The sequence below is a fragment of the Kitasatospora sp. NPDC059571 genome (genome assembly GCF_042735675.1).
Classification (GTDB): domain Bacteria; phylum Actinomycetota; class Actinomycetes; order Streptomycetales; family Streptomycetaceae; genus Kitasatospora.
Genome location: NZ_JBHWBW010000018.1, coordinates 18457 through 36324, shown reverse-complemented (window position 1 = coordinate 36324; position 17868 = coordinate 18457). Strand labels below are relative to the sequence as shown.

Genomic DNA, 17868 nt, shown 5'->3' with positions numbered 1-17868 from the left:
CAGGTGCTCGGCTTCGTCCGGGCCGGCCTCGGCCCCGCCGGCGTGCCCCGCCAGGGCGCGGCCCCGGCGGGGCGTCGCGCCGCCCCCGGGCCCCGGCGCGGCCGCCCACCGCCGGGGTCGGGGCTGACCGCGCCCCCCCGCGGACGTCACGGCGGCGGATCAGCCGAGCGTCCACCGCTGGAGCGCCGAGCCGGTGTCCGCCTGCTGCGTCACCGGTGCGCCGTCCGCGGAGGACGCGGTGGTGAGCAGCAGACCGCTGCGGACGGAGGCCACCGTGTAGGTGCCGCCGGCCAGCCGGGTGAGGATCCAGTGCTGGTTGCTGCCGCCCGTGCAGGGCCACTGGATCACCTGGGCGCCCGCGGCGGTGGAGCCGCCGCTGACGTCGGCGCAGAGCCCGGACTCCCTGCCGACCAGCTGGTACGAGCCGTCGGACTGGCGGGTGAACTGCCAGGCCTGGTTGGCGCCGCCGTTGGCCGTCCAGGTGATGAGCCGGGTGCCGCCGCTCGTGCTGTGGTCGGGCACGTCCAGGGCGCGGCCGCCGGTGGTGAGGGTGTGCGTGCCGTCCAGGCCGGTGCCGGCCGCGACCGTCCAGGCGAACGAGGCCGTGCCCGTGGCGGCCCCGGCGGCGGCCGTGACGGTGGCGCTGCCGCCGCCCGTGGTGGTGGGTGTGCCGGTGATCCGACCGGTCGCGGGGTCGATGGCCAGGCCCGCGGGCAGGCCGGCGGCCTGGTAGGAGACCGCCGCTCCGGTCGAGGAGGTGGCGGTGGCGCGGAGGTCCACCGCCGTGCCCCGGGTCCAGGCCTGGTCGGCGATCGGTGCCACCGTCACGGTGCCGCCGACCGTGCCGGTGGCGGTCACGGTGAGGGTCTGCTCGGCGGCGGAGCGGGTGCCGCCGACGGTGCTGCCGGTGGTGTTCGTCCAGGACCGCAGCGGGGTGGTCTCGGCCGTCCGGCCGGCCTCGCCGGACATCCCGATCACCAGGCCGCTGTACCGGTTGACCAGGCGGTGGGCGCCGGTCGGTGCACCGGATGCGGACACCGCCGGGACGACGAACCACTGCTGGCCGACGGTCGGGCCGCCCGCGCCGGGAGCGCCCACGGTCGGCGCGGCCGCCCACGCCCGGCCCGCCGTCCGGGTGGAGTCGACGCCGAGCAGCTGCCCGTCGGCGGCGCTGACGATGCGGTAGGAGCCGTCACCGTTGCCGGCGAAGACCCATGACTCGAGCGCCGAGCCGGTGGCGGCCGCGAGCGAGGTGGTCGCCGCGCTCCCGGCCGCGGCCCGGGCCAGCACCCGGCCGCCGCCGCTGCTGATCCGATAGGTCCTGGCCGGGTCGAACGGCGCCGCGCCGGGCGCCGACGAGTCGACCGTGATGTCGGCGAACTCCCCGTCGGAGGAGGCGCAGGCGATCGAGCAGTACGAGCGGAAGGTGCGGCCGACGACGGCGGAGCCCGTCCGGCTCGCCCCGTCGAGGAACCACCGGTACCAGGAGCCCGAGGTGTAGCTGCCGGAGTCGCCCGCCGGGCGCCACCGCTGGGTGGCGAGGTCGTCGGTGACGTAGAACCTCTGGGGTGCGGTGCCGGAGACCACCTCGGGCTCGCCGATGTACTTCCCCAGGTAGGCGTCGTAGGCGATGTTCATGATGAACAGGTCTGACTTCGCGGGCAGTTGGCCGGCCGCTACCTGCTGGTTGACGCTGCCGGTGTTCGCCGGGTCGTAGTCGTCGGCGACCGGCGTGTAGCCGCTGGGGGCGGCATCGGTCGCGGGCACCATGTTGCTCTCCAGGCCGCCCACGCCGGGCTGCGTCCACGCCCCGTCGTACCACTTGGACCACGAGCCGGCCGCCATCTTGCCCGAGATGGGCGCGCGGGCGACGTGCGCCAGGCCGCCGGTGCTGCCGCCGACCCCGGACTTGGGGACGATCCGGGAGCCGTAGTAGACGTAGAAGTAGCCCGAGGCGGTGTCGACGAACAGCCGCTGGTCGCCGTCGCCGTAGTCGTAGGTCTGGTTCGGGAAGGCCGCGGTGTCGTTGCGGGTGGTGCTGTACGGCGAGGTGATGGCGTGGCCCTTGATCGACCAGGTGCGGCCCTGGTCGGTGGAGACCGCGTAGTCGATCGCGTCGTAGTGCAGGCCGTCGCCGAAGGGCTGCGGGGTGAACTCGTTGTGGACCAGGCCGTACCAGTCGCCGGTGTCCGGATCGACCCAGACCCCGACCAGGTCGCAGAAGTTGCGCTGGGAGTAGCCGGATCCGCCCGCCGCGGCGGTCGCGGCCAGGCCGGTGGGGCTGTTGTTGCACCGCCAGGTGGTGTCGTTGTTGCGGTCGGCGCTGTTGGCCGGGTTGACGGCGTTGCTGATCGCCGCCGAGCGGGTGGCGGTGTCGAAGTCGGTGCCGGTGTAGAAGTCCCAGTACCGCGGCTCGGTCGAGCCGTAGAGCGCGGCGGACTGCTGGAAGTAGAACGTGCCGTCCTTGTCGGTGAAGGTGCCGGCCGGGGTGTCCGTGGGGTGGGCGTAGCTTCCGGTCGCGCCGACGGTGACGGTGTATGTCGCGGCCGGGGGCGCCGCGGCGGTGGCGGGGGGCGCGGGCAGAGCGCTGCCGGAGAGCGCCAGGGCGGCGGCGGCGAGCACACCGGCCGCCCGGAGGTGGGGGGTTGGCACGCGGGATCCTTCGCAGGTGGGGGTGGGTGACGTAGGAGGGGCGGGGGGGCGCCCGGGGGGGGGGGGCGCCCCGCCTGGGGCGACTTTATCGGGTGGACACGCGGGGGGTCGGGGCGGGGGGGGGGGGGGCGGGCCCGCGGGGCCCGCGGCCGGGGGGGGGGCGCGCTCGGCGGGGGGGCGGCGGGCCCGGGGGGGGGGGCGCCCCCCCGCGGATGGGTCAACTTGCGGGCTGCCAGCGCTGTTCGGCGGCTCCGGTGCAGGTGGCGAGGACCAGCGGGGTGCCGTTGGCCGTGCCGGAGCCCGACGGGGCCAGGCAGCGGCCGGCGTTGACGATGCCGAGCTGCGGGCCGAGCTGCCACTGCTGGGCGGCGGAGCCGTTGCAGGCCCGGACGGCGACCGGTGACGTGGAGGCGTCCAGGCAGACGCCGTTCAGGCCGGTGAGGGTGCTGTTCGCCTGGAAGGTCCAGCGCTGGTTGGGGCCGCCGTGGCAGGAGTACAGCGTCGGCTGGGTGCCCGGCGAGGTGGCGCTGCCGGGCAGGTCGACGCAGCGGGACGAGGCGGCGTTGACCAGGGTGGCGTTGGCCGGCGGGGGCACGGCCCGGCCGGTGGCCGTGATCTCGGCGGCGCTCGTCCACGGGCCGCGGTTGCCGGCCTCGGTGAGTGCCCGCAGCCGCAGGTAGCGGCCGGTCGTGGCGCCGAAGGACACCTGTTTCGCGGCGGCCGTGTCGGCGAAGGTGCCGATCGCCACCGGAGTCCCCCAGGAGGAGGTGGTGTCGGAGACGTAGACCTCGTACTGGCCGATCCGGCCGTTGACCCCGCCGTCCTGGCGCGGCAGGTAGCCGATGCCGTCGACGGCGTAGCGGGCCCCGAGGTCGATCTGGAGGTCGTGCGGGAGGGCGGCCGCCGGGGTGGTCGACCAGGCGGTGTGCCAGATGGTCGCCGGGTTCCCGTCGATCGCGTTGGCGGCGGCGCCGTTCTCGGCCGCGGTCTCCTGGCTGTCGGCGGAGGCCACCTTCCAGGCGGTCTGCGGGATCGCCGGGGAGCCGCCTGGGACGGCGGTACCGGTCGGCAGGGTGAGGCCGGCCGCGGTGACGGTGAACGCGCCCGGGCGGCTGCCCGCCTTGATCCGCAGGACGCCCGAGCGGTCCGCCGGGTCGAAGTACCAGCCGGTGGTGGCCGCGTCGTACGCGCTGCGCGAGGTGAGGGCCGGGAGGGCGGTGCCGCCGACCGAGACGGAGGTGGGTGCGGCGGCCGCGTGGACGGTGAACTCGTAGCCGCGGGCGGCGGGTTTGCCGGTGTAGCTGCCGGTGGCGGCGCCCACCGCGATGCTGACGTCGCCGGTCCCGGCGGCCGGCGCGGTGACGTCGACCTGCTGCCGGGCGTAGGCGCCGGACTGGTAGGCGCGGGTGGTGCCGTCGTCCTCGTAGAGGCTGAAGGAGGAGGTGCCGCGCGGGTAGAGGTCGTAGGTGAGGGTGTCGACGGGCTTCTCGCCGGTGTAGTTCATCTGCGGCCACATCGGCACCACCGCACCGGACTTGACGAACAGCGGCAGGGTGTCGAGCGGCGCGGAGTACCCGTTGAGCCACCCCGGCCCCTGGTAGACCGTGCCGGTCCAGTAGTCCGTCCAGCTGCCGGCGGGCAGGTAGATGCCGTCGCGGGTGGAGGTGTCGCTGACCACCGGGGCGACCAGGAAGGAGTCGCCCGCCATGAACTCCCCGCTGGTCTGGTTGCCGCGCGCCACCGGGTCGTTCGGGTACTCCAGCACCAGGGCGCGGGTGGACGGCACACCGGTGTCGGTGGCGACCCGGCTCATCGTGTAGAGGTACGGCATCAGCCGCATCTTCAACTGGAGGTACTTCCGGTTGATCGACAGGTACGGCTCGGCGAACCGCCAGGGCTGCTTGTCCTGGTAGCCCGCGGACGGGTTGGTGGCACCCCAGCCGGACATCGTCATGAACGCCGGCGTGAAGGCCTTCCACTCGAGGTCGCGCACATAGGTCTGCGGGCTGCCGCCGTAGATGCCGTCGACGTCCCCGGAGGCGTAGTTGAGGCCGGACAGACCCGCGCCGGCGATCGCGGGCACGTGCCAGCGCATGGCGTCCCAGGTGCCGCTGGTGTCGCCCGTCCAGACCACCGCGTTGCGCTGGGTGCCGGCCCAGCCGTCGACCGTCCAGACGAAACGGCGGGCGTCGGAGTTGGACTCGATCCCGGCGACGGCCTGGTTCACCCCGGTGAAGGCGGTCTTGTAGCCGCCGCCGATCCAGGCGACATCGGTCTTCACCGCCCGTGAACCGGCCGTCCCCACCTCCCAGTTGATGTTCGACAGGCCGGTCGAGGTCCAGAGGCCGGTGTTGAAGCCCCTGGCCTTGAGCGCGGCGGTGGTGGACGGCAGGTCGGTGTAGCCGCAGCCGTAGCCGTCGTTGGGCAGGATCCAGCCCGACGGCATGTCGGCGGCGCGGGCGTCGGTGGCGTAGCCGACCACGTCCGGGGTGGTCTGGTGGCGCACCCGGGTGTGGTCGCCGGTGTACGCCGGGTTGGCGGCGTTGAAGCAGTCGGCGTTGCCGAGTTCGAGGCCCCAGATCGGGGCGAGGAAGGGCTTGCCGCTGACGTCGGTGTAGGCGTTGAGGACGTCCTTGAGCGAGGAGCCCGCGAAGTACCAGGCGTCGAACCGGTTCTCGTTGTGGCTGAGCGAGGTCGGCGCACCGAAGCTGTACGAGCCCGGGGCCCAGGTGTTGCGCATCACGCCGTAGCCGTTGGTGGACATGTAGAACGGCGCCGGGCTGGCGTTGCTGTTCTCCGTCCAGTTGTTGGTGACCGCGACGGGGACGGTCCTGTCGCGCAGCGCCCACTCGCCGAGCCGCAGTCCGGTGCCGTAGAACTGCTCGTCCGCGCCGCGGGCCAGGTACTGGGTGGTCTGCGACCCCGTCCAGCTGGTGGGCTGCGACTCGGCCCAGACCAGGGTGGTGTCGTCGGCGCGGTAGAGCGCGAAGGTGAGTGGCGACTTGGTGATCCGCAGGCTGATCGCGGGGGTGCCGATCCGCCAGTACGCGCCGGTGTCGGTGAGGGTGGCGCCGACCGTGCCGAAGGAGGTCGTGGCGGCGAGGTCGCTGCCGGCCGGATCGTCGGTGAAGGCGCCGCTCGGGGAGAGCCAGATCCGGAAGATGTCGGCGCGGGCGATCTGCACGCGGGCGGCGGCGCCGCTGGAGGTGGCGACGGTGAAGGTGTCGCCGGAGCGGGTGACCGCGGTGGCGTTGCCGGCCGTGGTCGCCGCGGCGGCGGTGCCGGCCGGGCCGAACATCGCGAGCAGGGCGGCGACGAGGGCCGTGCACAGGCCCAACGCCCCTCTCCTGCGCCTGGCCTGTCGTCGTGTCGGGCGGATGGGGGGAGCGGCGGCGCGCACGCTGGACCTCCTCGGAGGGTCGCTGTCCCGATGCGGAGATGGGGGGCTGGGGGGCGGGGAGCTTGTGCCCTGCCATGGGAGCAGCAGCGCTGACTTGACGTCAAGTGTTTGATTCGAAGCAGTTTGAAGCAGTTTTGCGCACGGCGTTTGCACATTCTGGTGGCGCGGGCCGCGCTGCGGGACGAGTCGGCGGGCAGCGGCGGGCGGCGGCGAGCCGCTCGGCCGGCCGTTCGGCGGCGGGCGCCGGCCGGCCCGGCGGGCCGCCCGCCCGTGCCTCGGCGCCTTGCGCGAACGGGAGGGCACGGCGCGCGGCGGGAGGGATGTTCAGGGCGCGGAGTGCGGTGCGTCCGGGTCGTCGGGGCGGTCCGACCGGCCCGGATCGTCGGGGCCGCCCGGCTTGGCCGTTCGGCGGGGCATCCGCTCCCGGGTGGTGCGCCAGCGCGATCGCACATCGTCGACCAGGACGTCCCACTGGCGCCGGACCACGTCGTCGGCCGGCCGCTCGCCACGGCTGATCCGGAGCAGTTCGTCGCCCACCTCGCGGCCGACCGCCGCCGAGGCGACGATCACGACCATCGCGCAGAAGAACGCGGTGAGCATCGCGAAGATCGCCCCGATCGACCCGTAGCGGGTGGCGTACGAGTTGAAGAGCCGCGGCAGGTAGAAGGTCGAGCCCATCGTGTAGATCGCCGTCAGTGCGGTGGCCACGGCGGCGAACGGCGCCAGGGCGGCCCAGGCGATCCGCTGCGCCGACAGGACCCGGCCGCTCCAGACGAAGAAGAGGTAGGTCACCGGCGTGGTCACCAGCACGGCGACCACTTCCAGGCGCCCGCGGCCGAGCACGGCGTGCAGCAGGCCGGTGACGCCCAGGTAGAGCGTGAGGGCGAGCGACCAGCGCAGCCCGTTCGGGGTGTTGCGCACGCTGAGCGGTTTGAGGTCCCAGACCTGCTCGAACAGCCGCTGCACCGCGCGGGTGAAGCTCAGCATGGAGATGAGCAGGAAGACGACGCTGAAGATGTCGCCGCCGGCGTCCTCGCCGCCCGGCGCGGCGAACACCTGCTCGACGGCGGCGGCCCCTCCCCCGCTGAGGTCGTACCGGGCGACGATCCGCTGGCCGATGTCGTAGCCGCCGACGGTGTCCAGCACGGGCCCGAAGATGATCGCCAGCGTGGTCGTCGCGGTCAGTGCGCCGGACGCCAGCGCCACCGACCGGTCGAACCCCGAGATGCGCTGGAAGCGGTTGACCACGCGCAGCGCGAACGCCGGGCGGAGCCAGAACGTCAGGGTCCTGATGAGTCGCTGGCGGTTGAACCGTGCCGTGCTGCCCTCCATCGTCTCGGCCGTCGTCGCGCGTCCGGCCGGCTGCTGCTCGGAGCGTAGCCCGGCGACCCGGGGCCGGACGGTTCCGACACGGGAGCGGGGGGCGGCGGGCGTCAGCGGTCGGAGCGGGCGTTGAGCCGGGCGGCCCGGCGGGTCAGGTGGTCGCGTTCGGCGAGGCTGGGGGCCTTGCGGGCCGCCTCGGCGTACAGCCGGGCAGCCGTCGCCGGGTCGCCGTCGCGCTCGTGCAGGTACGCCGCCACCGCCGTGTGGCGGGGCAGGGCGTCGTCCAGCGCTGCGAGCGCCGCCAGCCCGGCGCGCGGTCCGTCGGCCTCGCCGACGGCCACCGCCCGGTTGAGCCGGACGACCGGGCTGTCGGTCAGCCGCACGAGCTCGTCGTACCACTCGACGATCTGCACCCAGTCGGTCTCCTCCGCGGTCGGCGCGTCGGCGTGCAGGGCCGCGATGGCGGCCTGCGCCTGGAACTCGCCCAGCCGGTCGCGGGCGAGGGCCGCCTGCAGGATCCCGATGCCCTCGGCGATCGCCGCGGTGTCCCACCGGTCGCGGTCCTGCTCGGCGAGCGGCACCAGGCTGCCGTCCGGAGCCGTCCGGCCGGCGCGCCGGGCATGGTGGAGCAGCATGAGCGCGAGCAGCCCCGCCACCTCGGGGTGGTCGATCGCCGCCGCGAGCTGCCGGGTGAGGCGGATCGCCTCGGCGGCGAGGTCGACATCGCCGGAGTAGCCCTCGTTGAAGACCAGGTAGAGGACGCGCAGCACGGTCGCCACGTCACCGGGCCGGTCGAACCGCACACCGGACACGGTGCGCTTGGCCCGGCTGATGCGCTGCGCCATGGTCGCCTCGGGCACCAGGTAGGCCTCGGCGATCTGGCGGGTGGTCAGCCCGCCGACCGCGCGCAGCGTGAGCGCGACCGCGGAGGACGGCGTCAGCGACGGGTGGGCGCACAGGAAGTACAGCCGGAGCGTGTCGTCCACCGCCGGCGCGGGCCCGGGCGCGGGCTCCTCGTCGGCCCGGTCCTCCCGCCTGCGGCGGGCGGCGTCCGACCGGGCCGCGTCGAGGAACCTGCGCCAGGCCACGGTGACCAGCCAGCCCTTCGGGTCCCGCGGCTGCTCGGCGGGCCAGACCCGGACGGCCTCGACCAGCGCGTCCTGCACGGCGTCCTCGGCCGCCGCGAAGTCCGCTCCGCGGCGGACGAGGATGCCGAGCACGCTCGGGGTGAGACTGCGGAGCAGGACCTCGTCCATCCCGGGGGTCACTCCGTGACGGTGGGCGGCTCGGTCAGGAAGGGGCGCAGCTCGAGCCACTCGTGGATCGGCCGGCCGCCCGCCCCGGGGGCGGCCGACAGCTCCCCGGCCAGTTCGAGGGCGCGCTCGTAGCTGTCGACGTCGATCACCATCCAGCCGGCGATGAGGTCCTTGGTCTCGGCGAACGGGCCGTCGGTGACCGGCGGGCGCCCCTCGCCGTCGTACCGGACGAACGTCCCCCCGGGGGCGAGCGCCTGGCCGTCGACGAACTCGCCGGTCTTCTCCAGCCGGGCGGCGAAGTCGTTCATGTACTGCACGTGTGCCGAGATCTCCTCCGGCGTCCACCGGTCCATCGGGACGTCGTTGACCGCCGCCGGGGCGCCCCGGTAGTGCTTGAGCAGCAGGTACTTGGCCATGATGGTTCTCCTCGGTCCCGGTGCGACCCATTGTGGTCGCGTTCACTGCGGGGACGGAGACGCTCGCCGGTTCTCGACATCGCCGCAGAACTTTTTTCCGGCCGGCTCGGACGGGCCCTCCCGCGGCGGTCCGCACGGGGCCGGAAAACGGTTCGCGGGGCCCGGCGGACTGCACCGAGAATGCGCCCATGACCGATGCCGCCGCCCGCACCGCCCGTCCCCGCACCGCCCGCTGGGCCGTCGCCCCGGAGGACGTGGGATCCCCGGACGCGCTGGCGCTGCTGAGCGACTACTACACGGACGTCGCCAACCGGTACTACCGGCTCCACCACGGCCGGGAGTGCACGCCCGAGGAGCTCGCGGCGGGCCTGGCCGGATCGCCGAGCGACGACCTGGCCGCGCCCACCGGCACGTTCCTGGTCGGCCGCGTCGCGGGGCGGCCGGTGGCGTGCGCGGGCCTGCGGGTGCTGGACCGCCGGACGGCCGAGCTGACCCGGGTCTTCGTCCGGCCCGCCGCACGCGGCACCGGCGGCGGCGGCGCGCTGCTGGGTGCGATCGACGATGCCGCGCGCTCGCTCGGCGCCGAGCGGATCGTCCTGGACACCCGCCTCGACCTGGTCGAGGCCCGCGCCCTCTACCTGCGGCACGGGTACCGTGAGATCCCGGCGTACAGCAGCGGCCCCTACGCCGAGGTCTGGTACGGCCGGGACGTGCCGGCCGCGGTGCCCGCGGGCTGACCCGCCGGGCGTCAGCGCCTCAGAGGCTGCGCAGCCGGCGGTCCAGGACCGTGAAGTCCTCCGCGGTGAGGCCGCGGGTCGCGTCGACCCGGTGCAGCAGAGCCCGTCCGCCGGCCCGGTCGGTCATCCAGGCCCGGTCCCGGTCGGTGATCTCGTCGTCCACCCAGGCGAACGCCCGGCCGCCGGAGCGCTCCAGCAGGGTACGGGTCTTCCAGTGCAGCCCGGCACGGGCGTCCTGCTCGTCGGCCGCGGAGGGCTCGGGCCACTCCACCACCGGGAGCTCCGGCAGGCCGAGCAACGGGGCGAGGCACTCGTTCGCCTCCGCCATCCAGGTGGTCGCCCAGACCAGGTCGCACGGGAGCGCCGCCAGCCGCGGCCCGTGCGCCGGGTCGACCCTCGCGAGCAGCGGGTTCGCGCCCGGCACCGTGCGGAACACCGGCCGGGCCGCCGCGTCGCCGCCGAAGGGGATCAGCGGACCGTCGACGTCGAGGAAGAGCAGCGGCCGTCCCGCGGTTCCGGTCATCCCCGCACCCTACTGCGCCGCCCGCCGGTGCCCGGCCGGGGCCGCCGGGACGGGGGAGGTCAGTGCAGCAGGCGGCGTTCGGTGGCGGCGGCGACCGCCCCGGCCCGGGTGTCCACGCCGAGCTTGTCGTAGATCCGGCCGAGGTGGGTCTTGACGGTCGCCTCGCTGATGAACAGCACCCGGGCGATCTCGCGGTTGCCCAGCCCCTCGGCGAGGCGGGCCAGGATGTCGAGCTCGCGCGCCGTCAGCCGCGGTGCCGGGGACCGCAGATGGGCCATCACCCGGGAGGCGACCGGCGCCGAGAGGGCGGTCCGCCCCAGGGCGGCCGACCGGATCGCGGCGAACAGCTCGTCCGGCCGCTCCGCCTTGAGCAGGTAGCCGGTCGCCCCGGCGTCGATCGCCCGGGTGATGTCGGCGTCCGTGTCGTAGGTGGTGAGCACCAGGACGTACGGTGCGCCGGGCGCGGCCGTGATCCGGCGGATCGCCTCGACGCCGTCGATGCCGCCGCCCAGCTGGAGGTCCATCAGCACCACCTGCGGGCGCAGCCGGGCGGCCAGCGCGACCGCCTCCTCGCCGCTGCCGGCCTCCGCGACGACGGTGATGTCGTCGGTGCTGGCGAGCAGGGCCAGCAGGCCGGCGCGGACCACGGCGTGGTCGTCGCAGACCAGCAGCCCGATCGGGGTGCTCATCGCGGGCTCCTCCTCGGTCGGGTGGCGGCCGGGCGCGGCACGGGCCGCGGCCGGGGGTCCGGGGCCGGTCGGCGGCGGCTCACGGCCGGTCCCCGTCGAGCGGGACGGCCGCGGCGAGCACGGTGCCCTCGCCGGGGGTGCTCTCCAGCGTGAGGGTGCCGCCCAGTTGGCGCAGCCGGGCCCGCATCGCGGGCAGCCCGTGGCCGCGTCCGGCGGCCGGTTCGCCGGTGTCGCGGAAGCCGCGGCCGTCATCGGCGACGTCGAGCACGACCTGGTCGTCCAGGTAGGTGAGGGTGACGACCGCGCGGGAGGCCCCGGCGTGCTCGCGGACATTGGCCAGCGCGCCCTGGGCGATGCGCAGTAGGGCGGCCTGGGCGGCGGCGGGCAGCGGGCCGGGCGTGCCGTCCAGGTGGAAGCGGACGGGCAGGCCGTGCTCGGTGCTCTCGCGTTCGGCGAGGGCGCGCAGCGCCTGGTCGAGGCCGCGGTCGCCGGCGAGTTCGGCGGGGGCGAGGTCGTGGACGAAGCGCCGGGCGTCGGCGAGGTTGCGGGTGGTGACGGCGACGGCGGAGCGGACGTGCCGGCGCGCGGTGGCCGGGTCGCCGTCCCAGGTGAGCTCGGCGGCCTGGAGCAGCATCTGCTGGCTGGACAGGCCCTGGGCGAGGGTGTCGTGGATCTCCCGGGCGAGCCGCTCCCGTTCGGCGAGGGTGCCCTCGCGCCGCTCGGTGGCGGCCAGCTCGCGGCGGGTGCGGACGAGGTCGTCGACCAGGGTGCGCTGCAGGTCGGTCTGGCGGCGCATGTGCAGGAAGACCGCGGTGGCGAGGACGGCGACGGCCGGCGGCAGGATGAGCAGGGTGGCGTCCGCGGGCCCGGGCAGCCGGGCCTGGGCGGTGGTGACCAGCGCGGTGAGCGCGGCGACCAGCGGGATCGCGGCCCGGGCGGGGAGGGTCCGCAGCGCGGTGTAGATCAGCGGGACGGCGCACCAGGCGAAGCTGGGCGCGGCGACCACCAGGGCCGCCCAGAGGGCGGCGACGGCCCCGAGCAGGGCGATCCGCAGCCGGCGGACGGTGCCCGCGCCGGCGCGCGGCAGGCGGTCGAGCAGCCGCGGACCGAGCGGCTGGAGGACGGCGAGTACGGCGCAGCCGGCGATCACCCACGGGGCGGCGGGGCTGCCCGCGTGGTGGCCGAGGTAGCGGGCCAGCGAGGCGCCGAGCAGCAGCAGGAAGACGAGGTCCAGCACCAGGGCGAGCCGGGCGGCGCCCGGGTCGTGGCTGCGGCCGGGCGCGGGCGGCGCGGTGTCCTCCGGGTGGTGCACGGTGTCCTCTCCTCCGGGCGGGCCGCCCGGTCGTGGGCGGGCCCCGGGATCGATCCTGACCTGCACGGTTGTCCGGCGCATCAACCGATCGGCTGATGCTCCTGTCCTCCATCATGCCGGGCGGACGGGGCCGGCCGGCCGACCGTGCGGCGCCCGCGGCGGGCCCAGGATCGAAGCAGGGCAGGAGCCGGACGGGCTCCGGCCGGTGATCCGAGAGGAAGCGGACATGAGGAAGACGACCCTGCGTACCCGTGTGCTGACCGGTGCCGTGGCGGCCGCGGCGCTGGGCGCGGTCACCGTCGGCGCGGTGGCGGCGAGCGCGGACACCGGCTCCGGCACGCCCGCGGCGGCGACGGCCGCGGCGGCGGGCAACCGGTACGTGGTGGAGTCCTCGCACCTGTCGGTGGACGCCGCGAGCCGGGCGGCGCAGGCCGCGCTGGACGCGGCCGAGCAGGCGGGCCAGCACGTGTCGGTGGCCGTGGTCGACCGCAACGGCAACACGATCGTGGCCCTGCGCGGGGACGGTGCGGGCCCGCAGTCGCCGGAGTCGGCGCAGCGCAAGGCGTTCACCGCGGTGTCCTGGAACGCGCCGACCTCGGAGCTGGCCAAGCGGCTGGCGCAGGCCCCGAACCTGAAGGACATCCCGGGCACGCTGTTCCTGGCGGGCGGTGCGCCGGTGCAGGCCAAGGGCGCGCCGGTGGCCGGGATCGGTGTGGCGGGCGCCCCGAGCGGCGACCTCGACGAGCAGTTCGCGCAGGCCGGCGCCGCGGCCCTGGCGCGCTGACGCCGCGCGGGGGGCCCCCGCCCCCCCGGGGGTAGTCGGCGGCGTAGAGCCCGGCGTCCTCGGGGAAGCCCGCAGCGAAGGAGCCGAGCGCGGAGCCGGTGATGAAGTAGCGCATCAGGGCGCCGATCCGGGTCGCCTGGCCGCGCGGCCAGCCGGCGTCGACCAGGCAGCCGAAGACCGCGTCGGCGAGGCGCAGCGCGTGCGGGCGGCGGCCGGGGCCCTGGGCGAGCACGGGGACGACGTTCGGGTGGGCGGCGAGCGCGGCCCGGTAGGAGCGGGCCCAGGCGGCGAGGGCGGTGCGCCAGTCGTCCGGCGCGTCGAACATCGACAGGTCGACCTCGCCCATCACGCTGTCCACGACGGCGTCGAGGAGGTCGTCCTTGGTGGCGAAGTGGTTGTAGAGGGAGGGCCCGCTGACCGAGAGCTCGGCGGCCAGGCGCCGGGTGGAGAGGGCGGCCAGGCCGTCGGCGTCGACCAGGGCGAGGGCGGCGGCGACGATCCGCTCGCGGCTGAGCAGCGGGGTGCGCGGGCGGGGCACGGTGGTCGCCTCCTTCGGTCCGGCGGGGTGTCCGCCATTCTCGCAGGCGGGTCTTCCGCGGCGGCTCCGGGCGGGTTAGAGTCCAAGAAAACTTGCAGTGCTAGTTTACGAGGTGCCCGCCGCGATGAACCTTGAGCTCTCGGAGGAGCAGGCCGCCGTCCGCGACCTCGCCGCCGCCTTCACCGACCGCGAGATCGTGCCGTTCGCCGCCGAGTGGGACCGCGCCGAGTCGGTCGACCGGGCGGTCATCGGCAAGCTCGGCAAGGTCGGCTTCCTCGGGCTGACCATTCCCGAGGAGTACGGCGGCAGCGGCGGCGACCACCTGGCGTACTGCCTGGTGCTGGAGGAACTCGGCCGCGGCGACTCCGCGGTGCGCGGCATCGTCTCGGTCTCGCTCGGCCTGGTCGCCAAGTCGGTCAACGCGTACGGCTCCGAGGCGCAGAAGCGCGCCTGGCTGCCCCGGCTCACCTCCGGCGAGGCGCTCGGCTGCTTCGCACTGACCGAGCCGGGCACCGGCTCGGACGCCGCCAACCTCACCACCCGGGCGGTGCGGGACGGCGACCACTGGCTGATCAGCGGCAGCAAGATGTTCATCACCAACGGCACCTGGGCCGACGTCGCCCTGGTCTTCGCCCGCACCGGCGGGGAGGGCCACCGCGGGATCACCGCCTTCCTGGTGGAGACCGGCCTGCCCGGCTTCGAACGGCGCACCGTGCACGGCAAGCTCGGGCTGCGCGGCCAGGCCACCGCGGAGCTGGTGTTCGACGGGGTGCGGGTGCCGGACAGCGCCCGGCTCGGCGAGGAGGGCAAGGGCTTCACCGTCGCGATGGCCGCACTCGCCAAGGGCCGGATGTCGGTGGCCGCCGGCTGCGTCGGCATCGCCCGGGCCTGCCTGGAGGCCGCGGTGAAGTACGCCGGCGAGCGCGAGCAGTTCGGCACGCCGATCGCCTCCCACCAGCTGGTGCAGGAGCTGCTCTCCGACATCGCGGTCGACGTCGACGCCGCCCGGCTGCTGACCTGGCGGGTCGCCGACCACATCGAGCGCGGCCTCCCGTTCGCCACCGAGTCCTCGGTCGCCAAGCTGTACGCCAGCGAGGCGGCCGTCCGCGCGGCCAACAACGCGCTGCAGGTCTTCGGCGGCTATGGCTTCATCGACGAGTACCCGGTCGGCAAGTACCTGCGCGACGCCCGGGTGATGACCCTCTACGAGGGCACCAGCCAGATCCACAAGCTGCTGATCGGGCGATCCCTGACCGGCATCAACGCGTTCTAGAGTCCACGAGATCAGGAGCCCGCCGCCATGCGTCCCGTCTACTTCGCCGCCGCCCGCCGCACGCCGATCGGGCGGCTGCGCGGTGCGCTGTCCGCCGTCCGGCCCGACGACCTCTCGGCCGCCGTCCTCACCGGTCTGCTGGCCGACGTCCCGCAGCTCGACCCGGCCCTGATCGACGACGTCTACTGGGGCGCCGCCAACCAGGCCGGCGAGGACAACCGCAACCTGGCCCGGATGGCGGTGCTGCTGGCCGGGCTGCCGGACTCGATCCCCGGCGCCACCGTCAACCGGCTCTGCGCCTCCGGCCTGGAGGCCGTCACGACCGCCGCCCGGGCGATCGGCTCCGGTGAGGCGGACGTGGTCGTCGCCGGCGGCTGCGAGTCGATGAGCCGGGCGCCGTTCGTCCTCCCCCGCCCCGACGAGGCGCTGCCGCACCGGATGGAGACCTTCGACACCCGGCTCGGCTGGCGGCTCACCAACCCGCGGATGAAGGAGCTGCACGGCGTCCTGTCCATGGGCGAGACGGCCGAGGAGGTCGCCGCCCGGTACGGGATCACCCGCGAGCAGCAGGACGCCTTCGCGCTGCGCAGCCACCAGCGGGCCGCGGCAGCCCGCAAGGACGGCCACTTCGACGCCGAACTGCTGCCGGTGGTCCGCCCGGACGGGGTCACCGTCACCGCCGACGAGTCGATCCGCGAGGACACCACCCTGGCCAAGCTGGCCGGCCTCAAGCCGGTCTTCCGGACCGGCGGCACCGTCACCGCGGGCAACGCCTCGCCGATGAACGACGGCGCGGCCGGCCTGCTCCTGGTCAGCGAGGAGGCGCTGGGCCGGCTCGGCGTTCAGCCGCTGGGCCGCTACGTGGCCGGGGCCTCGGCCGGCGTGCACCCGGACGTGATGGGCATCGGCCCGGTGCCCGCCGTCCGCAAGGTGCTCGCCCGCACCGGCCGGCAGCTCGGCGACGTCCAGGAGGCCGAGTTCAACGAGGCGTTCGCCGCACAGGCGCTGGCCTGCGTGAACGAGCTGGGGATCGACCCCGGTCTGGTCAACCCGTCCGGCGGCGCCATCGCCCTCGGCCACCCGCTGGGCGGCTCCGGCGCCCGGATCCTCACCACCCTGCTGCACCGGATGCGCCGCACCGGCGCCCGGACGGGCCTGGCCACCATGTGCGTCGGCGTCGGGCAGGGCACCGCCGTACTCGTCGACAACACCTGACGCCTCGTACCTCAGCGGCCGGACGCTGTACGTCAACGGTGGCGCCCGCCGGGTTTTGCCTTCACGGGGGATGGTCTTTACCCGATCCGGTGGCCCGCTGGGGTGATACGGGCAACCCCCAGCTGACTATGGAACACCGGGGCTCCTGCCGATGGGATATGGGGGCCGACCAGTCGGTCGGCCCCTTTCCCTCAAGGAGTTCCATGGGCAAGCATCCCGCCACCGCGGGTTCCCGCTCGACCACCAGGGCGCTCGCGGCGCTCGCCGTCGGGGCCACCGCCCTGACCGGCGGCACCGCCACCGCCGGGACGGCCGCCGTGGCCGCCCAGGGCGCCGAGCCGGCCGTGCACGTCCGCCCTGCTTCCAGCGGCCACATCAACGCCGCCGGTCGGGTCGCTCCGATATCCACCACCGAGTGCGTCACGCAGATCGGCATCCACTGCTACTCGCCGCTGCAGTACCGCACCGCGTACAACCTGAACCCGCTCTACCAGCAGGGTGTCACCGGCAAGGGCCGCACGATCGTCATCGTCGACTCCTTCGGCTCGCCGACGATCCAGCACGACCTCGAGGTCTTCGACAAGCAGTGGGGCATCAAGGACACCCAGGTCGACGTGGTCAAGTGGGGCAACGTGCCCCCGTTCGACCCGACCAACCCGGACCACACCGGCTGGGCCGGTGAGACCACCCTCGACGTGGAGTACGCGCACGCGATCGCGCCCGACGCCCACATCGTGCTGGTGGAGACCGGCGTCGCCGAGACCGAGGGCGTCACCGGCCTGCCCGAGATGATGGACGCCGAGAAGGCGATGATCAAGTCCGGCCGCGCGGACGTCATCTCGCAGAGCTTCGGCGCCACCGAGAACACCTTCCCCGGCTTCGACAAGGGCGACTTCAAGTCCATCGAGAAGCTGCGCTACGCGTTCAAGGCCGCCGCCGAGCGCGACGTCACGGTGCTCGCCGCCTCCGGCGACAACGGCGCCACCGACGCCATGGAGAACGGCTCCGACCTGTACCCGTACAAGGTCAACTCCTGGCCGTCCTCGGACCCGCTGGTCACCTCCGTCGGCGGCACCGAGCTGACCCTGGACGACAGCGGCAACCGCACCGCGCCCGACAAGGTCTGGCACGACGACTACGGCGCGGCCGGCGGCGGCGTCTCCGGCGTCTTCGACCGCCCGTGGTACCAGGCCGGCGTCGCCAAGGTCACCGGCAACCACCGCGGCACCCCGGACATCTCGATGAGCGCGGCGGTCGACGGTGCGGCCTGGACCTACGAGTCCTACGACCCGACCCGGGTCGGCTGGCACCTCACCGGCGGCACCAGCGAGGCCACCCCGATCTTCTCGGGCGTCGTCGCGCTCGCCGACCAGCTCGCCGGCCACCGCCTCGGCCAGCTGAACTGGCGGATGTACGGTCTGGCCAACCTGCCGGCCAAGTGGAGCGGCATCACCGACGTCACCGCAGGCGACAACTCGTGGAACAACGTGACCGGCTACACCGCCGTCAAGGGCTACGACCTCTCCTCCGGCCTCGGCACCATCGACGGCACCCGGTTCGTGCACGCGATCGCCGGGCGCTGACCCACCGTGCTCCGCCCCGCCGGGTCCTGACCCTGCAGGATCCCGGCCCCGTGGGGGCCTGACCCCGTGATTGCCTTACAGTAGGGGACGAATTGGTGGGACGAGCCGACACCCGGGGGGGGGGAGAGGGCAGGGCGCGATTTAAGGGAGGGAGAGCAACAGACGGA

Annotated in this window: 13 protein-coding genes and 1 pseudogene; 5 read left to right on the top strand and 9 right to left on the bottom strand. The window is 74.7% G+C overall.

Annotated elements, in window-relative coordinates; genetic code table 11:
• Window positions 1-159 precede the first annotated feature (159 nt).
• The 5 genes from ACFV0G_RS04370 to ACFV0G_RS04350 all read right to left on the bottom strand — a co-directional run bounded on the left by ACFV0G_RS04370 (window position 160) and on the right by ACFV0G_RS04350 (window position 9047).
• Window positions 160-2652: an RICIN domain-containing protein gene (locus ACFV0G_RS04370; RefSeq protein ID WP_380541380.1), complete on the bottom strand. Its 2493-nt coding sequence runs from the start codon at window positions 2650-2652 to the stop codon at window positions 160-162.
• A 217-nt stretch (window positions 2653-2869) separates the two neighbouring features.
• Entirely contained in the window at window positions 2870-5989 is a 3120-nt protein-coding gene (locus ACFV0G_RS04365; RefSeq protein WP_380541377.1) for a TIM-barrel domain-containing protein, read from the bottom strand.
• A gap of 387 nt (window positions 5990-6376) precedes the next feature.
• Entirely contained in the window at window positions 6377-7384 is a 1008-nt protein-coding gene (locus ACFV0G_RS04360; protein WP_380541374.1) for a hypothetical protein, read from the bottom strand.
• Window positions 7385-7485: 101 nt separating this feature from the next.
• Window positions 7486-8631: an RNA polymerase sigma factor gene (locus tag ACFV0G_RS04355; RefSeq protein ID WP_380541386.1), complete on the bottom strand. Its 1146-nt coding sequence runs from the start codon at window positions 8629-8631 to the stop codon at window positions 7486-7488.
• 8 nt (window positions 8632-8639) lie between these two features.
• Window positions 8640-9047 carry a YciI family protein gene (locus ACFV0G_RS04350; RefSeq protein ID WP_380541371.1) on the bottom strand — a complete coding sequence of 136 codons (408 nt, stop codon included), beginning with the start codon at window positions 9045-9047 and terminating at the stop codon, window positions 8640-8642.
• A 188-nt stretch (window positions 9048-9235) separates the two neighbouring features.
• Here ACFV0G_RS04350 and ACFV0G_RS04345 point away from each other — a divergent pair, with 188 nt between their 5' ends.
• Window positions 9236-9784: a GNAT family N-acetyltransferase gene (locus tag ACFV0G_RS04345; RefSeq protein WP_380541368.1), complete on the top strand. Its 549-nt coding sequence runs from the start codon at window positions 9236-9238 to the stop codon at window positions 9782-9784.
• Window positions 9785-9803: 19 nt separating this feature from the next.
• On the opposite strand, the gene ACFV0G_RS04340 is transcribed toward ACFV0G_RS04345, so the two are convergent.
• The 3 genes from ACFV0G_RS04340 to ACFV0G_RS04330 all read right to left on the bottom strand — a co-directional run bounded on the left by ACFV0G_RS04340 (window position 9804) and on the right by ACFV0G_RS04330 (window position 12362).
• A complete protein-coding gene (locus ACFV0G_RS04340) occupies window positions 9804-10307 on the bottom strand; it encodes an HAD domain-containing protein (RefSeq protein ID WP_380541365.1) in 504 nt (167 codons plus the stop codon).
• A 59-nt stretch (window positions 10308-10366) separates the two neighbouring features.
• Window positions 10367-10996 carry a response regulator gene (locus ACFV0G_RS04335; protein ID WP_380541362.1) on the bottom strand — a complete coding sequence of 210 codons (630 nt, stop codon included), beginning with the start codon at window positions 10994-10996 and terminating at the stop codon, window positions 10367-10369.
• Window positions 10997-11075: 79 nt separating this feature from the next.
• Window positions 11076-12362 carry a sensor histidine kinase gene (locus ACFV0G_RS04330; protein ID WP_380541383.1) on the bottom strand — a complete coding sequence of 429 codons (1287 nt, stop codon included), beginning with the start codon at window positions 12360-12362 and terminating at the stop codon, window positions 11076-11078.
• Window positions 12363-12534: 172 nt separating this feature from the next.
• Between ACFV0G_RS04330 and ACFV0G_RS04325 the strand changes: the two genes are divergently transcribed.
• On the top strand, window positions 12535-13092 hold the full coding sequence (locus ACFV0G_RS04325; protein ID WP_380541359.1) for a heme-binding protein: 558 nt from the start codon (window positions 12535-12537) through the stop codon (window positions 13090-13092).
• A 19-nt stretch (window positions 13093-13111) separates the two neighbouring features.
• Here ACFV0G_RS04325 and ACFV0G_RS04320 read toward each other — a convergent pair.
• Window positions 13112-13630: pseudogene (locus tag ACFV0G_RS04320) on the bottom strand (TetR/AcrR family transcriptional regulator); the annotation flags it as partial.
• A 124-nt stretch (window positions 13631-13754) separates the two neighbouring features.
• Between ACFV0G_RS04320 and ACFV0G_RS04315 the strand changes: the two are divergent.
• From ACFV0G_RS04315 to ACFV0G_RS04305, 3 genes are all read left to right on the top strand, one after another.
• Window positions 13755-14903 (top strand): acyl-CoA dehydrogenase family protein, encoded by a 1149-nt coding sequence (locus tag ACFV0G_RS04315; RefSeq protein WP_380541356.1) that lies wholly within the window; start codon window positions 13755-13757, stop codon window positions 14901-14903.
• 27 nt (window positions 14904-14930) lie between these two features.
• Entirely contained in the window at window positions 14931-16118 is a 1188-nt protein-coding gene (locus tag ACFV0G_RS04310) for a thiolase family protein (protein WP_380541353.1), read from the top strand.
• Window positions 16119-16321: 203 nt separating this feature from the next.
• On the top strand, window positions 16322-17701 hold the full coding sequence (locus tag ACFV0G_RS04305) for a S8 family serine peptidase (protein ID WP_380541351.1): 1380 nt from the start codon (window positions 16322-16324) through the stop codon (window positions 17699-17701).
• Window positions 17702-17868: the final 167 nt, after the last annotated feature.